Origin of the sequence: Saccharothrix saharensis (genome assembly GCF_006716745.1) — a bacterium.
Taxonomy (GTDB): Bacteria; Actinomycetota; Actinomycetes; order Mycobacteriales; family Pseudonocardiaceae; genus Actinosynnema; species Actinosynnema saharense.
Map to the genome: position 1 here is coordinate 5,573,646 of NZ_VFPP01000001.1, position 23,476 is coordinate 5,597,121.

A 23,476-nucleotide genomic window follows, 5' to 3' on the forward strand; every position below is an offset into this window, starting at 1 on the left:
GAACCCGCAGCCCGCTGCGCTTCGTGTCGGACGTCACACTGGGCGTGATCAGGAATTTTCCACACCTAATGTCGTTGTCGTGGCCGTGGACATCTCGATCACCCCGCCGGAACCGACGCCCAGCGCGTCGGCGATGCGACGCGCGTTGCGCCGTGCCGCCGACGGCGCGGTGCTCGACGCCACCGAAGCCGCCGTGCTGCTGCACGCCCGCGGTGACGACCTGGAGGCGTTGCTGGACGCGGCGGGCCGGGTCCGGGACGCCCACCTGCTGGCGGAGGGGCGGCCGGGCGTCGTCACCTACAGCCGCAACGCGTTCATCCCGCTGACCCGCCTGTGCCGCGACCGCTGCCACTACTGCACGTTCGCCACGGTCCCGCACAAGCTGCCCGCCGCGTTCCTGGAGCGGGACGAGGTGCTCGACATCGCCCGCCGGGCCGCCGCGCACGGCTGCAAGGAAGCCCTGTTCACGCTCGGCGACCGGCCCGAGGAGCGGTGGCCGCAGGCGCGGGAGTGGCTGGAGGCGCGCGGCTACTCGTCCACGCTGGACTACGTGCGGGCCGGCGCGATCGCCGTGCTGGAGGAGACCGGCCTGCTGCCGCACCTCAACCCCGGCGTGCTGAGCTGGGAGGAGCTGCAGCGGCTGCGGCCGGTGGCGGCCAGCATGGGGATGATGCTGGAGACCACGGCCGAGCGGCTGTGGTCGCAGAAGGGCGGCCCGCACTACGGCAGCCCCGACAAGGAGCCCGCGGTCCGCCTGCGGGTGCTCACCGACGCGGGCCGGGTGAACGTGCCGTTCACCACCGGCGTGCTGATCGGCATCGGCGAGACGATCACCGAGCGCGCCGAGTCCCTGCTGGCCATGCGCGGCGTCGCGCGCCAGTACGGGCACATCCAGGAAGTGATCATCCAGAACTTCCGGGCCAAGCCGGACACCGCGATGCGCGGCATGCCCGACGCCGACCTGCACGAGCTGGCCGCCACGATCGCGGTGGCGCGGCTGGTCATGCCGTCGTCCACGAGCGTGCAGGCGCCGCCGAACCTGGTCGGCGGGGAGTTCGGGCTGATGCTGCGCGCCGGCATCGACGACTGGGGCGGCGTGTCGCCCGTGACGCCGGACCACGTCAACCCCGAACGGCCGTGGCCGCAGGTCGACGTGCTGGCCGAGCACACCCGCGCCGCCGGGTTCGAGCTGGCGGAGCGCCTGGCCGTCTACCCGCGCTACGTGACCGCGCCCGCCGGGCAGTGGGTCGACACCCGCCTCACCGCGCACGTGTCCGCGCTGGCGCGCCCGGACGGCCTGGCCGAGCCGGGCGCGCCGGTCGTCGGCCGCGAGTGGCAGGAGCCCGACGGCGGCCTCGACACCTACGGCCGGGCCGACCTGAACACCGCCATCGACACCGAGGGTCGCACCGGGGACCGGCGCGGCGACTTCGACAGCGTCTACGGCGACTGGGCGTCGTTGAGCGTCCCCAAGGCCGTCGAACGGCTCCCGGAGGACACCGCGCGCGCCCTGAGGTTGGCCGCCGACAGCCCCGAGAAGCTGCTGGACGACACGGACGCCTCCATGGCGCTGCTCACGGCCGACGGCGCGGCGCTGGAGACCATGGCCAGGCTCGCCGACGAGCTGCGCGCCGAGGTGGTCGGCGACGACGTCACCTACGTGGTCAACCGCAACATCAACTTCTCGAACGTCTGCTACGTCGGCTGCCGGTTCTGCGCGTTCGCCCAGCGGGAGCGCGACGCCGACGCGTTCCGGCTGTCCGTGGCCGAGGTCGCCGACCGCGCCCAGGAGGCGTGGGACGCGGGCGCCACCGAGGTGTGCATGCAGGGCGGCATCGACCCGAAGCTGCCGGTCACCTACTACGCCGACGTCGTGCGCGCGATCAAGGCCAGGGTGCCGGGCATGCACGTGCACGCGTTCAGCCCGATGGAGGTCGTCAGCGCGGCGGCCAAGGCGGGCGTGAGCGTGCGCGAGTGGCTGACCGAGCTGCGTGACGCGGGCCTGGACACCATCCCGGGCACCGCCGCCGAGATCCTGGACGACGACGTGCGCTGGGTGCTGACCAAGGGCAAGCTGCCCGCCGCCACCTGGCTGGACGTGGTCGCCACCGCGCACGAGGTGGGCATCCGCTCCTCGTCCACGATGATGTACGGCCACGTCGACCACCCCGGCCACTGGCTCGGCCACTTCCGCGCCCTGGCGGCCCTCCAGGACCGCACCGGTGGCCTCACCGAGTTCGTGGGCCTGCCGTTCGTGCACCGCAACGCGCCGATCTACCTGGCGGGCGTCGCGCGCCCCGGCCCGACGCGGCGCGACAACCGGGCCGTGCACGCGTTCGCCCGGCTCGCCTTGCACGGCCGCGTGGACAACGTCCAGTGCTCGTGGGTCAAGCTGGGCGACGAGGGCACCGCCGAGGTGCTCCGCGGCGGCGCCAACGACCTGGGCGGCACGCTGATGGAGGAGACCATCAGCCGCATGGCGGGCTCCGAGCACGGCTCCGCCCGCACGGCCGAGCAGTTGCACGCCACGGCCGCCTTGGCGGGCCGCCCGGCGCGGCAGCGCACTACGACATATGGCCGAGTCGACGCCGTGAGGTAACCCCCTGCGGGGAGGGGTGAACGCGGAGGTGGTTAGTCTGCCGCCGGTCGCGTTTACCCGAACCGGGCATGCCAGCCCAACAGCTTCGGTAGGTTCGCGGCCGTCCGTCAACAAGGTTCACTCCCCGGTGGGGTGGCACGGTGTTGGTGAGGAGGCTGGGCGGTGCGCGGTCGCGGTGCGGTCCTGGGTCTGGTCCTGGGCGCGGCGTCTTCCCTGGTCGTCGAGGGTGTCGCGGTGGCGGCCGACGGCGCGGTGGCGGCTCCGGTCTCCCTCGAGGCGCCGGTCGGCCTCGTCGCGGTCGCGTTCGGCGCGATCGGCCTGGTGTTCGGCCTGGTCCGGCGGCGTCGGACCGCGGTGGTGCGCACGGCGGCGAACCAGCCCGTCGTCCCCCAGGTGACCGCCGGCGGCGACGGCGCGGCCGAGGTGCGGCCCGCCACCACCGGGGTCTGATCGGCCTGGGAGAATCCTCCCCGTGGCCGTCGAAAACTCCGCTGAGATCGCCCAGAACCCGGCTCCGGTGAGCCGCCCCCGCGTGCTGTCCGGCATCCAGTCGACCGCCGGCTCGTTCCACCTGGGCAACTACCTGGGCGCGTTGCGGCAGTGGGTGGCGTTGCAGGACGCGCACGACGCGTTCTACTTCATCGCCGACCTGCACGCGATCACCGTCGAGCAGGACCCCAAGGTGCTGCGGCACAACACCAGGGTGTCCGCCGCGCAGCTGCTCGCGCTCGGCGTCGACCCCGACCGGTCCACGCTGTTCGTGCAGTCGCACGTGCCCGAGCACGCCCAGCTCGGCTGGGTCCTCCAGTGCCTGACCGGGTTCGGCGAGGCCAGCCGGATGACGCAGTTCAAGGACAAGTCCGCGCGGCAGACCGACGGCGGGGCCGGCAACCAGACGACCGCGGGGGTCGGCGTCGGCCTGTTCACCTACCCGATCCTGCAGGCCGCGGACATCCTGCTGTACCAGGCGCACTACGTGCCGGTCGGCGAGGACCAGCGGCAGCACCTGGAGCTGACCCGCGACCTGGCGCAGCGGTTCAACACCCGCTACGGCAAGACGTTCCGGCTGCCCGAGCCCCACATCGTCAAGGACACCGCCAAGATCTACGACCTGCAGGACCCGACGTCGAAGATGTCGAAGTCCGTGCCGGCGGGCGTGGTGGAGCTGCTGGAGGACCCGAAGCGGTCGGCCAAGAAGATCCGGTCCGCGGTCACCGACACCGGCCGCGAGATCGTGTACGACCCCGAGCACAAGGCGGGCGTGAGCAACCTGCTGGTGATCTACTCGGCGTTGACCGGGCGCTCGATCGACTCCCTGGTCGCCGACTACGACGGCAAGGGCTACGGGGACCTGAAGAAGGACCTCGGCGAGGTGTTCACCGAGTTCGTCACGCCGGTGCGGGCGCGGGTGGCCGAGTACCTGGACGACTCCGCCGAGCTGGACAAGGTGCTGGCGCGCGGCGCGGAACGGGCGCGCGAGGTGGCCGGGAAGACGCTGGCGCGGACCTACGACCGGATCGGCTTCCTCCCGATTGGCGGCTGATCACCCGGCGCACTAGCTTTTCCGTGTGGCGGAAACGGGTGGGGCGCAGACGGGTGGGGCGGAGTCGAAGCTCGATCGGATGCGCCGGGAACGGCCGTGGCTGGACCACCTGTTCCGCGCCGCCCAGCGGTACAGCGAGCAGTACGGGGCGCACTACGCGGCGGCCGTGACGTACTTCAGCGTGCTGTCGCTGGTGCCCATGCTGATGATCGGCTTCGCGGTCGCCGGTTTCGTGCTGGCCTCGCAGCCCGAGCTGCTGGACGAGCTGAAGGCCTCCATCACCGAAGCGGTGCCGGGCGCGCTCGGCGAGACCATCAACGAGGTGGTGGCCGAGGCCATCAAGTCCAAGGGCACGGTCGGCGTGCTCGGCCTGCTGGCCGCCGTCTACTCCGGCTACGGGTGGGTGAGCAACCTGCGTGACGCGCTGACCGCGCAGTGGGGGCACCCCAAGCAGGACCTGCCGTTCGTCAAGACGGTGCTGAAGGACTTGTTGGCCCTGGTCAGCTTGGGTGCGGCGCTGGTGGTGTCGTTCGGCCTGACGGCGGCGGGCAGCGGGCTGGCCGAGCTGGTGCTGCGGTGGGTCGGCCTCGACGGCGTCGGGTGGGCCGAGGCGCTGCTCAAGATCGGCACCATCGTGCTCGGCCTGGTGGCGAACTGGCTGGTGTTCCTGTGGGTGCTGGCCAAGCTGCCGCGCAAGCCGTTCAGCCTGCGCAGCGCGGCCAAGGGCGCGGCCGCCGCGGCGATCGTGTTCGAGGTGCTCAAGCAGGGCGGGACGCTCTACCTGAGCACCGTCACGTCGTCACCGGCCGGCGCGGCGTTCGGCCCGATCATCGGTGTGCTGTTCTTCGCGAACCTGGTGGCCCAGTCGCTGCTGTTCATCACCGCCTGGACGGCCACCGCGCGGGAGAACCTGCTGCGCGACCCGCCCGCGCCACCACCGCCCGCCGTGATCCGGCCGGTGGTGGAGGTGCGCCAAGGCCCCAGCCCCCGCACCGCCGCGGGGTTGGTCGGCGCGGGGCTGCTGCTGGGTGCGTTGTTCCGGCGGCGGTGAGGCCGGGTGGCTCAGGTCCAGAAGACGGCGAGGCCGACGTTCAGCACGACCAGGCCGGCCAGCACCGGCGTGAGCCAGGCGGCGGGCCTCTTCTTCAGGTTGACCGCGACCAGGGCCGCGATGACGACCAGGACCAGCAGCTTCACGCCGATCTTGATGTCGTTGTAGTCCTGGTCGGTCAGCGGGGCCAGGCCCATCAGCGCCACACCGGTCAGCAGCTGCAACGCGCTGCCGTGCAGCCAGCCCTTGTTCAGCGGCGCGTCGGTCCCCGACCGGCGCTGGACGAAGAACATCGCGATCAGCATGCCCATGCCGAGCAGGTGCAGGAACACCAGCAGTAGGCGCACGAACTCCACGGCGGAGCCTCCAGGTGTGGTGGGTGTCAGTCGGTCTTGCCGCTCCTGGCCGCACGCAGCCCGCGCACGCCCAGCACGCCGATGACCGTGCCGAATGTGAGCGACGCGACAACCAGCAGCAGGTGCACGGTGAAGAACGCGGTCGGGCCGCCGTCCCACGAACGGGGGTCCTTCCAGAAGTTGCGCAGGAAGGTCGGCCAGATCACCCAGGACCACACCCCGAAGGCAAGCAGGAAGACGGACATGCCGCGGGAGAGCTTCACCGGAGCAGTATCGGACGTGGCGGGTGCAGGTCACTCATCCGGGGTGGCTAGCCTGGTCGGGTGCGTTCCTCCGCGTTCCGACGGCCCGTTGCCCTGGTCCTGGCTGCTTGCGCGCTGATGGCCGGCGCGTCGGTCGTGGCCGCACCGCTCGCGGCGGCCCAGCCGGCCTGTGAGAACAAGGTGTCGCCGCCCCCGCCGGTCGACACGTCCGAACAGGTGGCTCCGGGTGAGAAGCCCCCGCCGCCGATCGAGGTACCCGAGAGCCCGATCGGGGGACAGCGCCTCGGCGAGTGCGGTCTCGTGCTGCCGCCGAACGCGCCTGTGCCGCCGGAGGGCATCACCGCCGAGAGCTGGCTGCTCGCCGACATGGGCACCGGGGCCGTGCTGGCGGCCCTCGACCCGCACGGCCGGCAGCGGCCCGCGTCGGTGATCAAGGTGCTGCTGGCGATGGTGGTCGCCAAGGAGCTGCCGCTCAACGCCACCGTGGTGGCGACCCCGGAGGACCTGGCGCAGGAGTGCACGTGCGTCGGGCTGCGCAACGGCGCCGAGTACAGCGTCGAGCAGATGCTCCAGGCGCTGGTGATGGCGTCGGGCAACGACGTGGCGCACGCGCTGGCCCGTCGGCTGGGCGGGGTGCCGTCCGCGATCCGGAAGATGAACGCCCTGGCGGCCGAGCTGGGTGCGCTGGACACGCGGGCCGTGACGCCGTCCGGGCTGGACGCGCCGGGCACGTCGACGTCGGCGTACGACGTGGCGTTGATCTACCGCGAGGCGATGGAGTACCCGGACTTCGTCAAGGCCGTGATGACGCAGCGGATCGACTTCCCGGCGGCGAACGGCAACGGGACCGTGCCGGTGGTGAACGACAACCGGCTGCTGACCACGTACCAGGGCGCGTTGGGCGGGAAGTCGGGGTTCACCGACGACGCCCAGCACACGTACGTCGGCGCGGCCGAGCGCAACGGCAAGCGGCTCGTCGTCGTGCTGCTGCGGGGCCGGCAGCAGCCGATCAGGATGACCGACCAGGCGGCCCGCCTGCTCGACTACGGCTTCGCCCTGGAGCCGGCCGCGTCCGGCAACCCGGTCGGCCGCCTGGTCGAGGGCGCGCCGCAGGTGAAGAAGAAGACCACCGAGCCGCGGCCGACGCCGACCGGCGCCGGTGTCGGCGAGGTGGCCAACTCCACGCCGGACGGCACTGAGCCGTCGGCCATGCAGACGGCGTTCGGCAACGTGGGCGGCCCCATCACCGCCGTCGCCGGCCTGGGCCTCGTCCTCGCCCTGCTGATGTACCTGCGCAGCCGCCGCGCCAAAGCCGCCCGCGCCGCCCGCCAACAGCCCTGACCCCCGCGAGTGTCGAACGCCCAGCGCCCGAGTGTCGAACGCCCAGCGCGCGAGTGTCGAACGCCCAGAGCGCGAGTGTCGAACGCTCACGACCGGTGAGTTCAACACTCAGGACGCGTGGCCGGCTTGCCCACGCGTCCTGAGTGTTGAATTCGGGGTACCTGAGCGTTCGACACTCGAGGCCTGAGCGTTCGACTCTCGGGTTAGGTGCGCTTGAAGAGGAGGGCGCGCTTGACTTCCTGGATGGCCTTGGTGACCTGGATGCCGCGGGGGCAGGCGTCGGTGCAGTTGAACGTCGTCCGGCAGCGCCACACGCCGTCCACGTCGTTCAGGATGTCCAGCCGCTCCTCGGCGCCCTCGTCACGGCTGTCGAAGATGAACCGGTGCGCGTTCACGATCGCCGCCGGGCCGAAGTAGGACCCCTCGGTCCAGTACACCGGGCACGACGTGGTGCACGCCGCGCACAGGATGCACTTGGTGGTGTCGTCGAACCGCTCGCGGTCGGCGATGGACTGGACCCGCTCGCGCGTCGGCTCGTTGCCGTACGTGATGAGGTACGGCTTGACCGCCTTGAACGCCTCGAAGAACGGCTCCATGTCGACCAGCAGGTCCTTGTGGACCGGCAGCCCCTTGATGGGCTCGATGGTGATCGTGGTCGGCTTGCCGCCGCTCGCCAGCAGGTCCTTCAGCAGCACCTTGCACGCCAGCCGGTTCACGCCGTTGATGCGCATGGCGTCCGAGCCGCAGATGCCGTGCGCGCACGACCGGCGGAACGTCAGCGTCCCGTCGATGTACCACTTCACGTAGTGCAGCAGGTTCAGCACGCGGTCCGACGGCAGGGCCGGGATCTCGAACGAGTCCCAGCGCGGCTCGTCGTCGAACTCCGGGTTGAACCGGCGCACCTTCAGGGTGACGGTGATCGCGCCGTCCGGCACGGGGGGCTGGTTCCCGCGCGAGCCGGTGGACACTTCAGCGGTAGCGGTCATCAGTACTTGCGCTCCATCGGCTGGTACCGGGTGAACGTCACGGGCTTGTAGTCGAGCCGGATGTCGGCCAGCAAGCCGTCGCCCTGCTTGTAGTACATGCTGTGGCGCATGAAGTTCGTGTCGTCGCGGTTCGGGTAGTCCTCGCGCGCGTGACCGCCGCGGGACTCCTTGCGCGCCAGCGCGCCCACGACCAGAACCTCGGCCAGCTCCAGGAGGAAGCCCAGCTCGACCGCTTCCAGGAGGTCGGTGTTGAACCGCTTCCCCTTGTCCTGCACGGTGATCCGCGAGTACCGCTCCTTCAACGCCTGCACGTCGTGCAGCGCCTGCTTGAGCGTGTCCTCGGTGCGGTACACCGACGCGTTGGCGTCCATCGTGGCCTGCAGCTCGGTGCGGATGTCCGCCACGCGCTCCTGGCCGTGCTCGGACAGCACCAGCGCCACCTGCGCCTCGACGGCCGCGGCCGGGTTCTCCGGCAGCTCCACGTGCTCGTGCGACAGCGCGTACTCGGCGGCGGCGATGCCCGCGCGCCGGCCGAACACGTTGATGTCGAGCAGCGAGTTGGTGCCGAGCCGGTTGGCGCCGTGCACGGACACGCACGCGCACTCACCGGCGGCGTACAGGCCGGGCAGGACGTTGTCGTTGTCCCGCAGCACCTCGCCGTGCACGTTGGTGGGGATGCCGCCCATCGCGTAGTGCGCGGTCGGGTAGACCGGCACCGGCTCCTTCACCGGGTCGACCGCGAGGTACGTGCGGGCGAACTCGGTGATGTCGGGGAGCTTCGTCTCCAGCACCTCGGCGCCCAGGTGGGTGCAGTCGAGCAGGACGTAGTCCTTGTTCGGGCCCGCGCCGCGGCCCTCCAGCACCTCCAGGGCCATCGAGCGGGCGACGATGTCGCGCGGCGCGAGGTCCTTGATCGTGGGGGCGTAGCGCTCCATGAACCGCTCGCCGGACGCGTTGCGCAGGATCGCGCCCTCGCCGCGCGCGCCCTCGGTGAGCAGGATGCCCAGGCCCGCGAGACCGGTCGGGTGGAACTGGTAGAATTCCATGTCCTCCAGCGGCAGGCCCTTGCGGAACACGATGCCCATGCCGTCGCCGGTCAGCGTGTGCGCGTTGGACGTGGTCTTGAAGACCTTGCCGAAGCCGCCGGTGGCGAACACCACGGACTTGGCCTGGAACACGTGGATCTCGCCGGTCGCCAGCTCGTAGGCCACCGCGCCGGTGCAGACCGGGCCGTCCTCGGTCTCGGTCAGGCAGATGTCGAGGACGTAGAACTCGTTGAAGAACTCGATGCCGTGCTTGACGCAGTTCTGGTACAGCGTCTGCAGGATCATGTGGCCGGTGCGGTCGGCCGCGTAGCACGCCCGGCGCACGGCCGCCTCGCCGTGGTTGCGGGTGTGGCCGCCGAACCGCCGCTGGTCGATCTTGCCCTCGGGCGTGCGGTTGAACGGCAGGCCCATCTTCTCCAGGTCGAGGACCGCGTCGATGGCCTCCTTCGCCATGATCTCGGCGGCGTCCTGGTCGACCAGGTAGTCACCGCCCTTGATCGTGTCGAAGGTGTGCCACTCCCAGTTGTCCTCCTCGACGTTCGCCAGCGCGGCGCACATGCCGCCCTGCGCGGCGCCCGTGTGGGAACGCGTGGGGTAGAGCTTGGTGAGCACGGCCGTGCGGGCGCGCTGGCCGGACTCGATCGCCGCGCGCATCCCGGCGCCACCCGCGCCGATGATGACGACGTCGTACTTGTGGAACTGCATGGCTTGAGTACTCCCCGCGGCGGGTCAGTCGGTGATGTTCGGGTCGAAGGTGAAGATCACGTACGTGCCGAGGGCGATGATCAGCACCATCGAGACGTAGAGCAGCACCTTGAGCCAGAACCGGGTCGCGTCCTTGCGGGCGTAGTCGTTGATCACGGTGCGCAGGCCGTTGCCGCCGTGGATCTGGGCCAGCCACAGCATCGCCAGGTCCCAGAACTGCCAGAACGGCGAGGCCCACCGGCCCGCGACGAATCCGAAGTTGATGCGGTGCACGCCGCCGTCGAGGATGTTCATGATGAACAGGTGTCCGAGCACCAGCACCACCAGGGCGACGCCCGAGATGCGCATGAACAGCCAGCTGTAGAGCTCGAAGTTGCTGCGGCGGGCGGCGGGGCGGCGCGGTGCGCGCGGCTTGGCCAGGGTCAGTTCGCTCATGATCAGTGACCCCCACCGAGCAGGTCGGTAACCGTGCGGACCAGCATGTAGTAGGTGCCGGGGATCATCACCAGCACCCAGACGACGAGCACCGCCCACAGCATCTGCTTCTGGTAGCGCGCGCCCTTCTCCCAGAAGTCGACGAGCATCACCCGGATGCCGTTGAGCGCGTGGTAGAGGACCGCGCCGACCAGGCCGACCTCGAACAGGTTGACGATCGGGTTCTTGTAGGTCTCGATGACCTTGTCGTACGCGTCCGGCGACACCCGCACCAGTGCGGTGTCCAGGACGTGCGCGAACAGGAAGAAGAACGTCAACACACCGGTGATGCGGTGGGCGACCCAGGACCACATCCCCAGGTCGCCGCGGTAGAGCGTTCCGCCCCCTTTAGAGGTGCCCGCCCGCTCGGGTGCGGTGGTGCCGGCCATGCGCAACGGCCTCCAGCGTCAGTGGTGGACTGGTCTCCGGTACGTGCGTACTCGGACCTTGACCTCCGGATGCTAGACCCGCTCGAGCCACCCGACCCAACAGCCCGACCCGTCTGTGAGCGACGAGACACCAGGCGGTCACTGGATCGATTCTCCTCACCGGGTGACGCGTCCGGCTGTGCGGTGCCGGTCACTCCGACGGGTGACCGGCACCGTCCACTGGGGACCTCGTTCAGCGCGGTCGGTAGGTGGCCACCCCGTGCACGACGGCCAGGTCGACGTGCACCTCGGGCTGGACCGGACCGGTGAACGGCGGCAGTCGCAGCGGTTGGGGCACGCCGGGCAGGTGGATGACGAGGTTCACCCCCAGGCGGGTGGCGATGAGCCGGCCGGCGAGGTCGCGGGCGTTGCCGGCCCGGGCGTTCTCCGCCGGGTCCTGGAGCGACCAGTTCAGGTTCTCCACCAGCGCGCCGTACAGGTGGGTGCGGCGCATCGGGTGGGTGGCGGTGAACTCGGCCACGTGCTCGGGGAGGCCGGTGGCGGCGGTCACCACTTCGTGGCGGAGGTTCACCGGCGGGATGTTGGCGACCTGCGCGACCGCCGCGAACAGACCGCCCGGGGCCGGTGGTGGCGCGGTGGGCAGGAGGTCGTTCGCGGTGAAGCGGAGGTGCTGGAACGCTTCGTCGACCAGCGTCGGGGCCACCCGCGGCGGGGCCGGGACGTGGGGTGGCGGCACGATCGGGGTGTTCGGAGTGGACGGTCCGCCCGTGGTGGGTGGGATTGGCGCGGGTTGGGGCGGTGCCGGGGTGGTGGTGGTGGCCGGCGGTGGTGCCTGGGGTGGCGCCGGGCGGGTGCGGGTGGTGGTCGGTTGGGCGCCGGTGGTCGTGGACGTCGTGGTGGTCGTGCCGGTGGTCGCGGAAGTGGTGGTGGTGCCCGGGTCGGCCGGTGGGGTCGTGGTCGGGGTGTTCTGCCGGTTGAAGTCGGCGATTCGTTGGTCGACTTCGATGCGGGCGTTCCACCAGTCGCGCTGGAGTGCGTCGGCGGCGGTGCGGCGGTTGTCCAGGGTGACCTCGGCCGCGGTGATCTCGGCTTCCAGGGCCGCGATGGTCTGCTCGACCTGCTGGTGCGCCCGCTGGGCGGCGTCACGCGCGGTCCCCGCGCGGGCGGCGGCGTCGCGGCCGTTGTCCAGCGCGGTGCCGGCGTTGTCCAGCCGGCCCTGGAGGGTGTCCAGGTTGCCGTCGGCCACGTCCAGGTCGCTCTGGGCCCGGCTCGCGGCGCGGCCCGCGTCATCGGCCTTCCGCTGGAGGTCCGCCTGCGTCCCGACCGCCTTCCCGTGCTCGGCCCGCGCCCGGTCGGCGACCTCGGTCGCCGTGCCGACCTCCGCCTCCCGGGCGTCACGCGCGGCACGGGCGTTGTCGACCTCGCCGACCAGGTCCTTGACCGCCTGGTCGGTGGCGATCGGCGGTGCGTCCTCGGCCCGGTTGTCCAGGTAGGTGTCGAGGTTGCCCTGGGCGACGTCCAGCGCCGCCTGCGCGTCGTCCAGCCTGGTTTGCGCCGCCTCGACCTCCAGGTTCGCCGCCGCCAGGTCACGCGCGGTGGCCCGCACGTCGGCGTCGGCGTCGCCCAGGGCGTCCCGGGCGGCCTGGTGGGCCGCGTCGAGCCGAGCGGCCTGCTCGCGCAGGTCCGCGACCACGCCGGCGGCGTCGTCCCGCAGGGTCCGCGCGTCCCGGACGGCCTGCTCCAGGGCGGGCACGGTGCCGTTCTTCGCGGTGAAGTCGCCGATCGCGTCGTTGTGCCGCCCCTGCGACTCGGTCAGGTCCCGCTGGAGCCGGGCGACCTCGGCGGCCACCCGGTTGATCACGGTCTGCGCGTCGTGCCGCGCCCGGTCGACCTCGAGCTCGGCGTCACGCCACGCCTTCGCCGTGTCCTTGACCGCGGTCTGCGCGTCGCTCAGCTCGGCGCCCAGGTCACGACCCAGCACGGCCTCCGCCTCCGGCGACGGCATGCGCACCGACGCCGAGCCGGGCACGGCCAGGTCGACCACGCCGGTCCGGCCGCCGATCGTGGCGACCACGCGGTACTCGACGTCGAACTCGACCAGGCCGGTGCGGCCCTGCGGCTTGAGGTTGTTGACCTTGTTGTGGGTCGCGCCGCCGGACAGCGCCTCGGCGTCCTCGGCGGCGTGCCGGGTCTCGACGCCGCCGGTGGTGAAGCCGGCCGTGTCCTTCGGGTCCTGGTTCCGCTCGACCGCGGCGCTGCCGGTCGCCCAGCCCGCCGACACGTCACCCGTCTCGCTGTGCTTGGCCTCACCGGAGGTCGTGCTGACCGACGACTTCGGGTTCTCCAGGTTCACGCCGTCGCTCAACCCGCCCAGGCGCGGGTTGACCAGCTTGGCGTACACCTTCACGTCGGCGTGCTGCCCGAACGTCAACGCGGCCTCGTGCAGGCCGGGCACGTCCAGCGGCCCGTCCAGCATCCCCGGCAGGGCGGCCTGGAGGTTCTCCGAGCTCAGCGTGGACAGCAGGGTGTTCAGCGAACCCGTGCCCTTGCCGGTGATGCCCTGGTTCGCGCCCGCCGCCGTCAACGCCTGGATCGCCGCCGCGCGCAGGTCCCGCGCACCGCGCAGGTTCTCCACCGAGGCCTTGCCCGGCAGCGCGGACGGGGTGCCGCTCCGCTGCCAGGTCGTCGCCGCCTGCGGCGTGCCCTGCGCGGCCGGCTGCGCGGTCGTGGTGGACGAGTAGCCGGCGGGCGGCGTGGCGGCCGGGGTGAACACCTTCTGGTTGTCCGCGTGCAGCCGCACGCCGATGTCCTGCGGTTGGCCGGTGGCGCGGGTGACGACCTGGTCGCCCTTCTCCACCACCAGCTCGAACTCGATCGGCACGGTGTACTTCGCCGCCGGGCCGCCGGCCGCGTGCAGGTGGCCGAACTGCACCGTGGTGGCCTTGGTGACGGTGCTGCTGTGCTGCTGGCCGACGTTCGCCGCCGCGATCACGCCGACGCCGCCGGAGACGTTCGGGTTCGCGCTGCCCGGCTGCGCCAGGCCCGGTGACTTGAGGCCCACGCCCCACCCGGTGGCCCGGCCCTGCCCGTCGGTGACCTTCCGCCCGCCCGCGATCGTGTGCTCCATGTCGACGCCGTCGTTCACGACGCCGGCGAAGCTCGGCGGGTCCGTGATCCGCGCCTTGAGCGTGACCTGGTAGGTGTCCTTGCCGAACGTGCCCGGCTGGTGCAGCAGCAGCGGCACGCCGCCGTCCAGCGCGCTGTCGATCATCGCCTTGACGCTCGTCGGCGACGTGAAGTCGACCAGCCGCTGGAAGTTGTTCATCGAGTCCTTGAGCACCGAGTCCGGCACCAGGTCGCTCTTGAACCGGCCGCCCGTCTGCTCGTTCAAGTCCTTGATCAACCCCGAGACCACGCCGGACAGGTCCGGTGCGGTGTCCAGCGTGCTCAGGCCGAGCGAGCTCGGGTGGTCCGGGGTGAGCGTCGCGGGCGGCGTCATCGTGCCGAACGCGGGCGGCGGCGTCTTCGGCTGCACGTTCGGCAGCACGCCCAGCTCCCGCGCCACGTCCTCGCTGACCCGCACGAACACGCCACCGGGCAGGGTGACCTTCGCGCCCTCCACCCGCGGGGTGCCGCCGTAGACGACGTTGCCCGACCGGCTCTCCCCGACCAGCGTCACGTCCGCGTCGAGCTGGATCAGCACGGTCCGCGCGCTCGGCGGGGTGACGAAGTTGCGGTCGACGCTGCCGGTGACCTCGGTCGCGCTCGTCTTCGACGACGAGAACGGCGTCACCTTGCCCGCCACGGCCACGCCGCCCGAGCCCGACGCCGGTTTCGGCTGGCCCGCGGGCGGCGGCGCCACGTTCGGCTTCACGGGCACGTTGACGCCGCCGGTCAGGTCGACGGTGTGGCTGCTGGTCTTCGCGTCACCCGCCTTGTAGCCGCCGGTGACCGCGTTCTCGGTGCCGGTGTCGTCCGAGATCGACACCAGCTTCGGGTTGCCCAGCTCGATCGCCATGCCGATGGCGCCGGAGCGGTCGGTGACCCGGCGGCCGTACTTCAGGCCGTTCTCCTGCATGCCGGTCTCGGTCAGCTTGCGCAGGTTCGCCTTGATGCTCTCCGGGCTGAACAGCTTGTCGATCTGGTTGCGCGCCTCCGTGCCGGGCACGGTCAGCGACGAGTCGCCCTTCGCCGCCCGGTTCAGCGCCTCGATCGCCTGGTCGCGCACGGTCTCGGTGTTGACCACCGCTTCGACGTGCAGGAAGTCCGGCGCGGGCGGTCGGGGCGTCGGCGGGTTGAGCAGCTGCTTGATCGTCGGCGGCTGGTCCAGCCTGGTGGCGACCGGCGTGCCGGGCCGGAAGCCCGACGGGTCGTTGTCCAGCGACGAGCTGTCCGACACCCACAGGTGCACCGGACCGCGGATCTGGTCCAGGTTCGCCACGCCGGGCGGGTTGGGACCGCCGGTCTTGGCGACCAGCTTCGGCTCGGGCACCTGCAGGAACGGCGAGCCGGGCGTGACCCGCTTGACCCATGCCCGGTTGCGGCTGAACGTGGTGATCTCGACGTCGAACTCCAGGTCCTGCGAGAAGACCTGGGCGTTCGGGCTGCCGACGTTCAGGCCGGTGCTGGTCACCGTCGCGCCGCCGGTGTTCTTGCTGCCCCACCCGTAGGTGTACTTCGCGCCGAACTGGGGCGTCGGCGTGAGCGAGGCGTTCCCGGTCTTGACGGGGAAGGTGACCTTGCCCTCGACGCCGACGTTGACCGACTTCTGCGTGGCGGTCGTGCTGTCCAGCTTCGGTGCGGTGTTCGCCGAACCGCGCACGTTGCGCGCGTCGACCTGACCGAGGTGGCTGGTGTTGGCCGGCCGGGCGCGGACGGTGATGTTGACGTAGTCGTTGGTGCTCAGGCCGCGCCTCTTGAGCTGCACCTGCACGCCCTGGCCGAGCAGGCTGTCCATCTTGGTCTTCAACGCGGTCGGCGACAGCTCCGCGTCGAGCTTGCGCTGGTTGGCCATGGCCTCGGCGACGTCGGCCAGGCCCTGGCCCTTGCGCGCGCCGGCGTCCGGGGCGTTCCAGCCGGGCAGGAACTTCGCGAAGCCCGGCAGGTCACGCAACGTGGCCTGGACCTGCGCCTGCACCTGCGCGCCCGGCCCGAACTCGCCGACCTTGACGTTGCCCGCCGCCAGGTCCGCGGCCAGGTAGGGCGGGAGGTACTTGGTGCCCGCCGTGCCCGGCTTGGTCAGCCCGGCGTCGGTGCCCGGCGGCACCGGCAGGGTCAACGCCGCCGCTTCGGGCAGGCCGACCCGCATGTAGGTGGTGACCGGCATGACGACGTCCGCGCCGTTCGGCGTGCGGATGTGGACGTTCGCGGTCACCTTGTACAGGCCCACGTCACCCTTGAGCTGGATGCCGGTGCGGGTGCTGGAGGTGGTGCCCGAGTTCGACGTCTCGACGGTGCGGGCCGAGTAGCCGCCGGTGACGCCCGCCGCGCCGCCGATCACGTTCGGCAGGCCCATGCCGCCGCCGACACCGGCCGCGATGTCGAAGCCGGCCTTCGTGGTGGTGGACAGGGTGCTGCCGGTCGACTGCGACTCGTGCAGCCGCAGCTGGCCCGCGTTGGCGGTGCCGACCAGCTCGGCGGTCAGCAGGGTGGCCTTCATCTGCACGGCGTTGGCCTTGCTGCCGTGCGGGCTGATCAGGTCCGGCGAGGTGACCCAGCCGCCCAGCATCGCGCCCAGGTTGTCGCGCACGGTGGTGGGGTTGAGGAAGTCCTGCAACGCGGTGCGGCCCGGCGCGCCGATCCTGGTGATCGACGGGTGCATCTTCGCGGCGACGTCGGCGAACGCCTGCTTCGCGTCGAAGTCGGTGACCGCCTCGGGCGCCGGGTGCTCCAGCTTCGCGCCCCAGCCCGGCGGCAGCGCCGCGGCCGGTTGGGCGTTGCCGGAGCTCGCGATGGTCTCCAGGTCGTTCGGCACGGCGAGCGTGATGCCGCCGTTGACCACCTGGGTGGGTCGCGCGGTGCCGTTGGCGGCGGTCAGCGTGATCTCGAACGAGACCGGCACGTCGACGTTCGTGGAGCTCTCGCCGCCGCGGATGATCCGCTGGTCCACCGTGCCGGAGGACGTGTTCAGCGTGGTGGCGGGGGTGGCGAGCTGCACCTTGCCCGCGAGGGAGCCGTACGGGCCGACGCCCGCGCTGGCCGCCGCCGCGAGGCCGACGTCGTTGGCGGTGGTGAGGTTGGTGGCGGTGCCCGTGGCCGTGCCGGACTGGGCCGTCATGTCCACCTTGGTGGTGGTGGACGGCGTGCTCGTGACGGCGGCGACGTCGGAGGGCGGGTGCATCGTGGCGCGGACGTTGGCCTCGTACCAGGTGCCGTCGATCTTGACCTGGAAGTCGCGGCCCTGCCCGAGGAACGACTCGAAGTCGTTCTCCAGCGCGCTCTCGATGACCTTGGCGTCCCCCGGCGTGATGCCGCTCATGGCGGCGGTGACGTGCTGCGCGCCCCGCACGTCGGTGGGTGCGATCGTGCCGAGCGCCTTGCCCTGCTGGAAGAAGTCCGGCAGGTTCCGCGTCGCGAGCACGGGGCCCGGTGCCGGGTTGGGCGCGGGGTTCGGGGCGGGTGCGGGTGCGGGTGCCGGGGCGGCGTTGGCGTTGGCCGGGGCGGTCAGGGTGACCATCGGGATCGGCGCGGAGATGGTCGGCCGTGGGGGCGCCGGCCGGGTGCCGGGTGTGGTCGGCGGTGCGGTTCGGGTGGTCGGGTTGTCGGGTCGTGGGGGTCCGGTGAAGTACTCGTCCAGCATGGTCTGGAACGAGGTGGTGGGGTTGAAGTTGTTCCAGGACGTGGGTTTGCGGTTGAACTCGCGGTTGAGCAGGTCGATGTTGTTCTGGTAGCGGACGGTGCCGTCGGGGAACTGGTTGTACTGCGGGGTTCGGCCGTCGCGCCGGGCGAGGGCGTCGGTGATCCGGCGGGCCAGGAGCTCGGTCATGGCTTCGTCGGGGTTGATGTTGCGGTTGTAGAGGCCGCCCTTGCCCTCTTGGTGTGCGAAGGTCCGGTCGCTGCCCACGGAGTGGACGTGCATGAACTCGTGGGTGAGCAGGTGGCGGATGGCGTCGGCTTTGCGGGCGGGGTCGGTGGTGAGGCCGTCGAGGTGGTTGGTGTTGAGCAGCACGTGTCCGTTGATGGCCCGGGCGGGGTTGGTGAGGGTGCTGTCGATCAACGCCTGCCGGGTCGCGTCGACGTCGCCGTTCGGGCCGACCTTGGCCCGCACGACCTGGTCCAGCAGGGCGTCGAGGCGGTCGGCGGTGGCGAGGTCGCCGTCGTTGAGCCGGCGCAGGAAGTCCGGGGACAGGATCTCGTCGCGGACCTGGCGCGCGTCGACGTCGCCTTGGGTGTCGGTCTCCAGTGCCGTGTCCAGCTCCTGCTGGAGCGCGAAGTGCTTGGCGAACGTCTGCTCGTCGAGCTGCACGACCAGGTCGGGGTTCACGTTCGGCGTGGTGGTGATGCCGTGGTTGGTGTCGAGGGTGCCGAACAGCGCGTCGAAACCGGCCCGGATCTGGCCGATGTCGACCGGGACGCCCGCGATCTCCAGCGTCGCCGGGGGGATGTCGGCGGGCAGGAGGTCGAGGATGCCGTCGGTCAGGGTGGTGTCCCTGACGTCCGCGAACGGCTGCGCCGGGGTGGCGGGTGCGTTCACCTGCACCGGGGGCGCGCCGGGCGGCGGCGGTGCGGCCGGTCCGGTGGTCGTGCCCGGTGTCGCGGCGCTGGTCGTGGTGCCCGGCGGTGGCGGTGGTGGCGGGGGTGCCGTCTGCTGCGTGAAGGTCGACCCCGGCGGCGGGGGCGGCGGCGGAGGAGCGGGCGGACCGACCGAGCGGACGGTGGTCCGGGCGTCGCTCCGCGTGTCGGTCCGGGCCGACGGGTGGGTGTCCGGCTGCGTGCCGAACTCGGGCGGGCGCGGCGGTGGGGTCTGGCGGGGCGAGTCCGGGTCGTGCAGGGTGGCGTGGCTCGCGTCGGGCACCATCACCTGGCTGTCGGTGGTGCGCTCGATCTGCCACAGGTGCCGCGGCTTGATCGTCGGGTCGCCGTGCACGCCCGTGCCCATCAGGCCGTCGTCGTTCACCACGAGGTTGGACGGGGTGTGCCCGGGCGGCAGCGGCTTGCCGTCGCTGTTGAAGATGCGGGCGTCCGGGCCGGCCGCGTCCTTGTACTCGTCCGGCAGGCCGAAGTAGTGCGCGACCTCGTGGGCGAGCACGTTCGACGAGGTCTGCGTGCCCCAGTTGAGCTGGTCGGCGTCGGTCGACTTCGTCACGTCGATCGTGGTGTGCGCCTGCGCGGGGTCGGTGACGAACTCCACCCTGGCGTGGAACTGGTCACCGGAGGGCAGCCGGTAGCCCTGGTTCAGCAACCGGTCGACGCCCTCGGCGGTCTTCGTCCGCACGCCGTCCACATCGGACCCGGTGATGCCGTCACCGGGCTTGAGGTGGACCTTGAGGGTGTACTCCTTGACCCACTTGCCGGGGGCGACCTCCATCCGGCGCACGTCGTGCCGGACGAGGCCGGTGATGGAGTTGACGGTGCCCGGCGTGCTCGACCGCTGCACGTCGGCGACTTCGGTGTCCACCGTGCGCACGGGTGCCTTGTCGCGCACCGGGTCCCACAGCGCCGAGGGCTGCGGGTTCTTCGGCGCGGACCAGTCCGACGTGGACGCGGTGCTGTGCCGCCAGGACTCGTCGGCGGCGACGTCCTTGGTGGTTCCCGCCGGGGGGACGACGTCCGGTGTGATGACGCCGTCCGGCGTGGGGACGTTGGACGGCGCGGGGACGTCGGGCGGTGGGGCGGCTCGCGTGACCGACGGGTTGTCCGGCCGGGGGGTGCCGAAGTACTCGTCGACCATGGTCTGGAAGGCGCTGTCGGCGTCGAACTTGACCCACTTGCTGTTCTTGTTGAGCTCCTTGTTCAGGTCGTTGACGTTGTCCTGGTAGCGGTTGGCGCCGGTGTCGGGGAACTGGTTGTACTGGCTGGGCTTGCCGTCGCGGTCGGACAGCGCGTCGGTGATGCTGCGGGCCAGGATCTCGGTCATGGCCTCGTCGGGGTTGACGTCCTTCTTGTAGACGCCGCCCTGCCCGTCGCGGTGGGCGAACGTGACGTCGCTGCCCACGGAGTTCAGGTGCATGAACTCGTGGGTGAGCAGGTGGCGGATCGCGTCGGCCTTGCGGCTCTGGTCGGTGGTGAGGCCGCCGAGGTGGTCGGTGTTGAGCAGGATCTGACCGTTGATCGCGCGCGCCGGGTTGGTGAGCGTGCTCTCGACCAACTTGGCCCGCTCGGTGCCGAGGTTGCCGTTCGGGCCGATCTTGGCCTGGACGACCTGGTCGAGCAGGGTGTCGAGGCGGGCGACGGTGGCCGGGTCGTTGGTGCTGAGGCGGTGCATGAAGTCGGGCGAGAGGATCTCGTCGCGGACCTGGCGCGGGTTGGCGATGCCCTGGTTGTTGAGCTGGTCGACCGTGACGTCGGACTCACCGCGGTTGTCCGTCTTCAGCGCCGCGTCCAGCTCTTGTTGGACGGCGAAGTGCTTGGCGAAGGTGTGCTGGTCGAACTGGACGATCAGGTTGGGGTCGACGGTGGGCGTCTTGGTGACGCCGTGGTCGGCGTTCAGGGTGGCGAACAACGCGTCGAAACCGGCTTGGATCTGGCCGATGTCGACCTGGACGTCCGCGATGGTCATCGGCGCGGGCGTGATGTCGGCCGGCAGGTTGTCGAGGATGCCGGCCTTGAGGGCGTTGTCGCGCCGCACCGAGAACGGGCCCGCCGGTGCGGTGGGCGCGTTCGGCTGCGCGGGGACCATGCCGGGCGGCGGGGGGATGACCGCGCCGAACACCGGCGGCGGGGGTGGCGGCTGGACACCGAACCCGGGCGGCGGCGGGGGTGCCTGGACTCCCGCACCCGGCGGTGGCGGGGGCGGCGGCGCTTGGTTGTTGAAGCCGGGTGGCGGGGGCGGAGGTGGCGGGGCCTGGTTGTTGAAGCCGGGCGGGGGCGGCGGGGGCGGCGGCACCTGGTTGCCCTGGCCCGGTGGTGGTGGGGGTGGAGGCGGCGCGGGCACGTTGGCCGGCGGCTGGGTGGTGTCGGTGGAGGGGGCCGACCGGCTCGTGGGCGTGGTGGGGCTGCTCGGCGGCGTGGTGTCCGCGAGCGGTGGTGCGGGTCGTGTGGTGACGGGGGCCGGCTGCGTGGGGGCCGGCGGTGTGGTGTCGGCGAGTGGCGGTGCGGGTCGTGTGGTGACGGGGGCCGGTGGGGTGGCGGCCGGGGGTGTGACGGGGGCAGGTGGGGGTGTGGTGTCCGCGAGCGGCGGCGCCGGTCGGGTGGTGACCGGGGCGGGCGACGGTGTGGGAGCCGTCGGAGGCGTGACCGGTGGCGCGGGTGCAACCGGTGGCGCGGAGACGTTCGGGGCCACCGGGGGTGGGGTGATGGTCGGCGTCGCCGGGGGCGGGGTGATGGTCGGCTTGCTGGTCGGTGGTGCGGGGGTGGTGGCGGCGGGCGGTGGGGCGACCGGGCTGGGGGTGGCCGGGGGTGGGGTGACCGTCGTCGGCGTGGCCGGGGGCTTGGCGGCGTCGGGCGCGGGTGGGGTGGTCAGGGGCGGTGGTGTGGTGATGGTGGGCTTCGGCGCGGGCGGTGGCGTGGAGGGGGAGGTGGTCGGTGCCTTGGTGATGGTGCCGTCGCCCGTGGGTGGCTTGGGTGCGTCGAAGGCGCCCTTGTCCGGGCCACCGGTGAACTTGCTCGAACGGTCCGTGGACGGGCTCCCGGCCGGAGCGCCGGCGGCGGGCGGTGCGGCCACCGGGGGCACGACCGGAGCGCTCACCGGAGGCGGTGAGCCGGCCGGGGGCTTCGGGCCGGCCGCGGCGGGTGCCGGAGTCGTGGGTGCCGGAGACGTGGGTGCGGGAGTGGTGGTTGCGGGGGGAGGCGTGCTGAGGGGCGGTGCGCTGGGCGTCGGGCCGGCGACGGGCGTGTTGGTGGTGGGCTTCGGCGCGGGCGGTGGCGTGGAGGGGGAGGTGGTCGGTGCCTTGGTGATGGTGCCGTCACCCGTGGGTGGCTTGGGTGCGTCGAAGACGCCCTTGCCCGGGCCGCCGGTGAACCTGCTCGAACGGTCGGACCCGCCGGCCGCACCGGGCGAAGCACCCGGGGCCATCGGCGCGCCGGCCATCGGCGGCACGGTCGGAGCACCCACCGGCGGCGTCACGCCCGGTGCGGCCTTCGGGCCCGTCGACGGCGGGGCGGTGGCGGTGCTGGGGCCGCTCGCGGGCGGCGAGGTGACGGTCGGGGCGCTCGCGGTCGGGACGTTGGGTGCGCCGGTGGTCGGCTTCGGCGCGGCGGGTGGCGTCGACGGGGAACCGGCCGGGGGCTTGGTGATGGTGCCGTCACCCGTGGGTGGCTTGGGCGCGTCGAAGACGCCCTTGCCGGGACCGCCGGTGAACTTGCTCGAACGGTCGGCCGCGCCCGCGGCACCCGGCGCGCTGCCGGGAGCCATCGGCGCGCCGGTCATCGGCGGAGGGGTCGAGGTCGGCACCCCGGACGGCACGCCCGTGAGGCCGCGGGCCGCCGTGCTCCCACCCGGAGTGGTCGCACCGGTCACCGGCCCGACGCCCGGCGTCGGACCGCCCTTGACCGACGGCCCGCCCGGCGACGTGCCGGGGACCGAGCCCACCGACGGACCACCGGGCGACTTCGACCCACCCGGCGTGTTCACGCCGGACGCACCCGGGATGCCCGCGATCGGCCCCACCGACGGCCCACCGGTGCCACGCGATCCGCCGGGTGGTGTCACGCCGGGCGCGCCGGGGAGGTTCTTGACCGGCGTGACCGACGGCCCACCGGTCCCACGGGACCCGCCGGGTGGTGTCACGCCGGGCGCGCCGGGGAGGTTCTTGACCGGCGTGACCGACGGCCCACCGGTCCCGCGCGATCCGCCGGGTGGTGTCACGCCGGGCGCGCCGGGCAGGTTCTTGACCGGCGTCACGGACGGCCCACCGGGGCCCTTGACCCCACCGGACCCGCTCGGCCCGGTCGCGCCGGGCAGGTTCTTCACCGGCGCGACGGACGGCCCACCGGCCCCCTTGACCCCACCGGAGCCGTTCGGCCCGGTCGCACCGGGCACGTTCTTGATCGGCGCGACGGACGGCCCACCGGGCCCCTTGACCCCGCCCGACCCGTTGGGACCGGTGCCACCGGGCAGGTCCCGGACCGGCGTCACGGACGGCCCGCCCGGCCCCTTCACCCCGAGCGGTCCGTTGCCGGGGGAGCCCGGTGGGCGCTGGGCGTTCGAGTTCGGGTCGATCTTGGTGAACTGGTCGCGGCTGAACTGGTCGTTCTGCACGTGCGTCTGCAGCGTGGCCTTCAACCCCGACTGGACGTTGCCCATCGCGGTCGAGGCGTTGTTCGCCTGCTTCACCGACGCGTCGTTGGAGCTGTTCAACGCGGGCACGGCGACGATGCCGATCGGGCCCAGCGCGTTCGGCGCGAGCTTGAGCCCCTGCAACCCGCTGGAGATCGCCGCCAGCCGGGACTGGAGGTCACCGGCGCGCTTCTGCGCGCCCTCCATGGACGACTCGCTCATGCCGAAGCCGGAGTTGCCGGTCGGCCCGCCCGGTGACGGCGGTGGCGCGGGCGGTGGTGGCGACGACGGGTTGCCCGAGGGACCCGGGGTCGTGTTCGTGTCGACGCCGCCACCGCGTGCCATGG

12 protein-coding genes are annotated in these 23,476 nt (G+C 72.1%); 5 read left to right on the forward strand and 7 right to left on the reverse strand.

Features of this window, described 5'->3' with window-relative positions; translation table 11 throughout:
• Positions 1-79: 79 nt before the first annotated feature.
• The 4 genes from FHX81_RS25035 (at position 80) to FHX81_RS25050 (ending at position 5,193) form a co-directional block, all read left to right on the forward strand.
• Positions 80-2,599, forward strand: a complete 2,520-nt coding sequence (locus FHX81_RS25035; protein WP_141980436.1) for a bifunctional FO biosynthesis protein CofGH — start codon at positions 80-82, stop codon at positions 2,597-2,599.
• 162 nt (positions 2,600-2,761) lie between these two features.
• Complete coding sequence (locus tag FHX81_RS25040) at positions 2,762-3,049, forward strand: hypothetical protein (protein WP_141980437.1); 288 nt, start codon at positions 2,762-2,764, stop codon at positions 3,047-3,049.
• Positions 3,050-3,071: 22 nt separating this feature from the next.
• Complete coding sequence (gene trpS / locus FHX81_RS25045) at positions 3,072-4,142, forward strand: tryptophan--tRNA ligase (protein WP_246107964.1); 1,071 nt, start codon at positions 3,072-3,074, stop codon at positions 4,140-4,142.
• Between the two features lie 79 nt (positions 4,143-4,221).
• Complete coding sequence (locus tag FHX81_RS25050) at positions 4,222-5,193, forward strand: YhjD/YihY/BrkB family envelope integrity protein (protein ID WP_141984121.1); 972 nt, start codon at positions 4,222-4,224, stop codon at positions 5,191-5,193.
• 11 nt (positions 5,194-5,204) lie between these two features.
• Here the strand turns inward: FHX81_RS25050 and FHX81_RS25055 are convergent, their stop codons facing one another.
• Positions 5,205-5,549: a hypothetical protein gene (locus FHX81_RS25055; RefSeq protein WP_141980438.1), complete on the reverse strand. Its 345-nt coding sequence runs from the start codon at positions 5,547-5,549 to the stop codon at positions 5,205-5,207.
• 26 nt (positions 5,550-5,575) lie between these two features.
• A complete protein-coding gene (locus FHX81_RS25060) occupies positions 5,576-5,812 on the reverse strand; it encodes an SCO4848 family membrane protein (RefSeq protein WP_141980439.1) in 237 nt (78 codons plus the stop codon).
• A gap of 60 nt (positions 5,813-5,872) precedes the next feature.
• On the opposite strand from FHX81_RS25060, the gene FHX81_RS25065 reads away from it, so the two are divergent.
• On the forward strand, positions 5,873-7,153 hold the full coding sequence (locus FHX81_RS25065) for a D-alanyl-D-alanine carboxypeptidase family protein (protein ID WP_141980440.1): 1,281 nt from the start codon (positions 5,873-5,875) through the stop codon (positions 7,151-7,153).
• 203 nt (positions 7,154-7,356) lie between these two features.
• Here the strand turns inward: FHX81_RS25065 and FHX81_RS25070 are convergent, their stop codons facing one another.
• From FHX81_RS25070 to FHX81_RS40760, 5 genes are all read right to left on the reverse strand, one after another.
• Complete coding sequence (locus tag FHX81_RS25070; protein ID WP_141980441.1) at positions 7,357-8,139, reverse strand: succinate dehydrogenase iron-sulfur subunit; 783 nt, start codon at positions 8,137-8,139, stop codon at positions 7,357-7,359.
• Positions 8,139-9,890, reverse strand: coding sequence for a succinate dehydrogenase flavoprotein subunit (gene sdhA, locus FHX81_RS25075; protein WP_141980442.1), 1,752 nt, complete (start codon positions 9,888-9,890; stop codon positions 8,139-8,141). The genes FHX81_RS25070 and sdhA overlap by 1 nt, the downstream gene beginning before the upstream one ends.
• A gap of 24 nt (positions 9,891-9,914) precedes the next feature.
• On the reverse strand, positions 9,915-10,325 hold the full coding sequence (locus tag FHX81_RS25080; protein ID WP_141980443.1) for a succinate dehydrogenase hydrophobic membrane anchor subunit: 411 nt from the start codon (positions 10,323-10,325) through the stop codon (positions 9,915-9,917).
• Between the two features lie 2 nt (positions 10,326-10,327).
• Complete coding sequence (sdhC, locus tag FHX81_RS25085; RefSeq protein WP_141980444.1) at positions 10,328-10,753, reverse strand: succinate dehydrogenase, cytochrome b556 subunit; 426 nt, start codon at positions 10,751-10,753, stop codon at positions 10,328-10,330.
• Positions 10,754-10,985: 232 nt separating this feature from the next.
• The gene (locus FHX81_RS40760) at positions 10,986-23,474 is read right to left on the reverse strand and encodes a hypothetical protein (protein ID WP_170231857.1); all 12,489 of its coding nucleotides are present in this window, start codon (positions 23,472-23,474) and stop codon (positions 10,986-10,988) included.
• Positions 23,475-23,476: the final 2 nt, after the last annotated feature.

Bases quoted from the DNA above. Each gene is read 5' to 3' on its own strand.
- FHX81_RS25050 (WP_141984121.1), top strand. From the start codon at position 4,222: ATGCGCCGGGAACGGCCGTGGCTGGACCACCTGTTCCGCGCCGCCCAG.
- FHX81_RS25070 (WP_141980441.1), bottom strand. From the start codon at position 8,139: ATGACCGCTACCGCTGAAGTGTCCACCGGCTCGCGCGGGAACCAGCCC.
- sdhA (WP_141980442.1), bottom strand. From the start codon at position 9,890: ATGCAGTTCCACAAGTACGACGTCGTCATCATCGGCGCGGGTGGCGCC.
- FHX81_RS25080 (WP_141980443.1), bottom strand. From the start codon at position 10,325: ATGAGCGAACTGACCCTGGCCAAGCCGCGCGCACCGCGCCGCCCCGCC.
- sdhC (WP_141980444.1), bottom strand. From the start codon at position 10,753: ATGGCCGGCACCACCGCACCCGAGCGGGCGGGCACCTCTAAAGGGGGC.
- FHX81_RS40760 (WP_170231857.1), bottom strand. From the start codon at position 23,474: ATGGCACGCGGTGGCGGCGTCGACACGAACACGACCCCGGGTCCCTCG.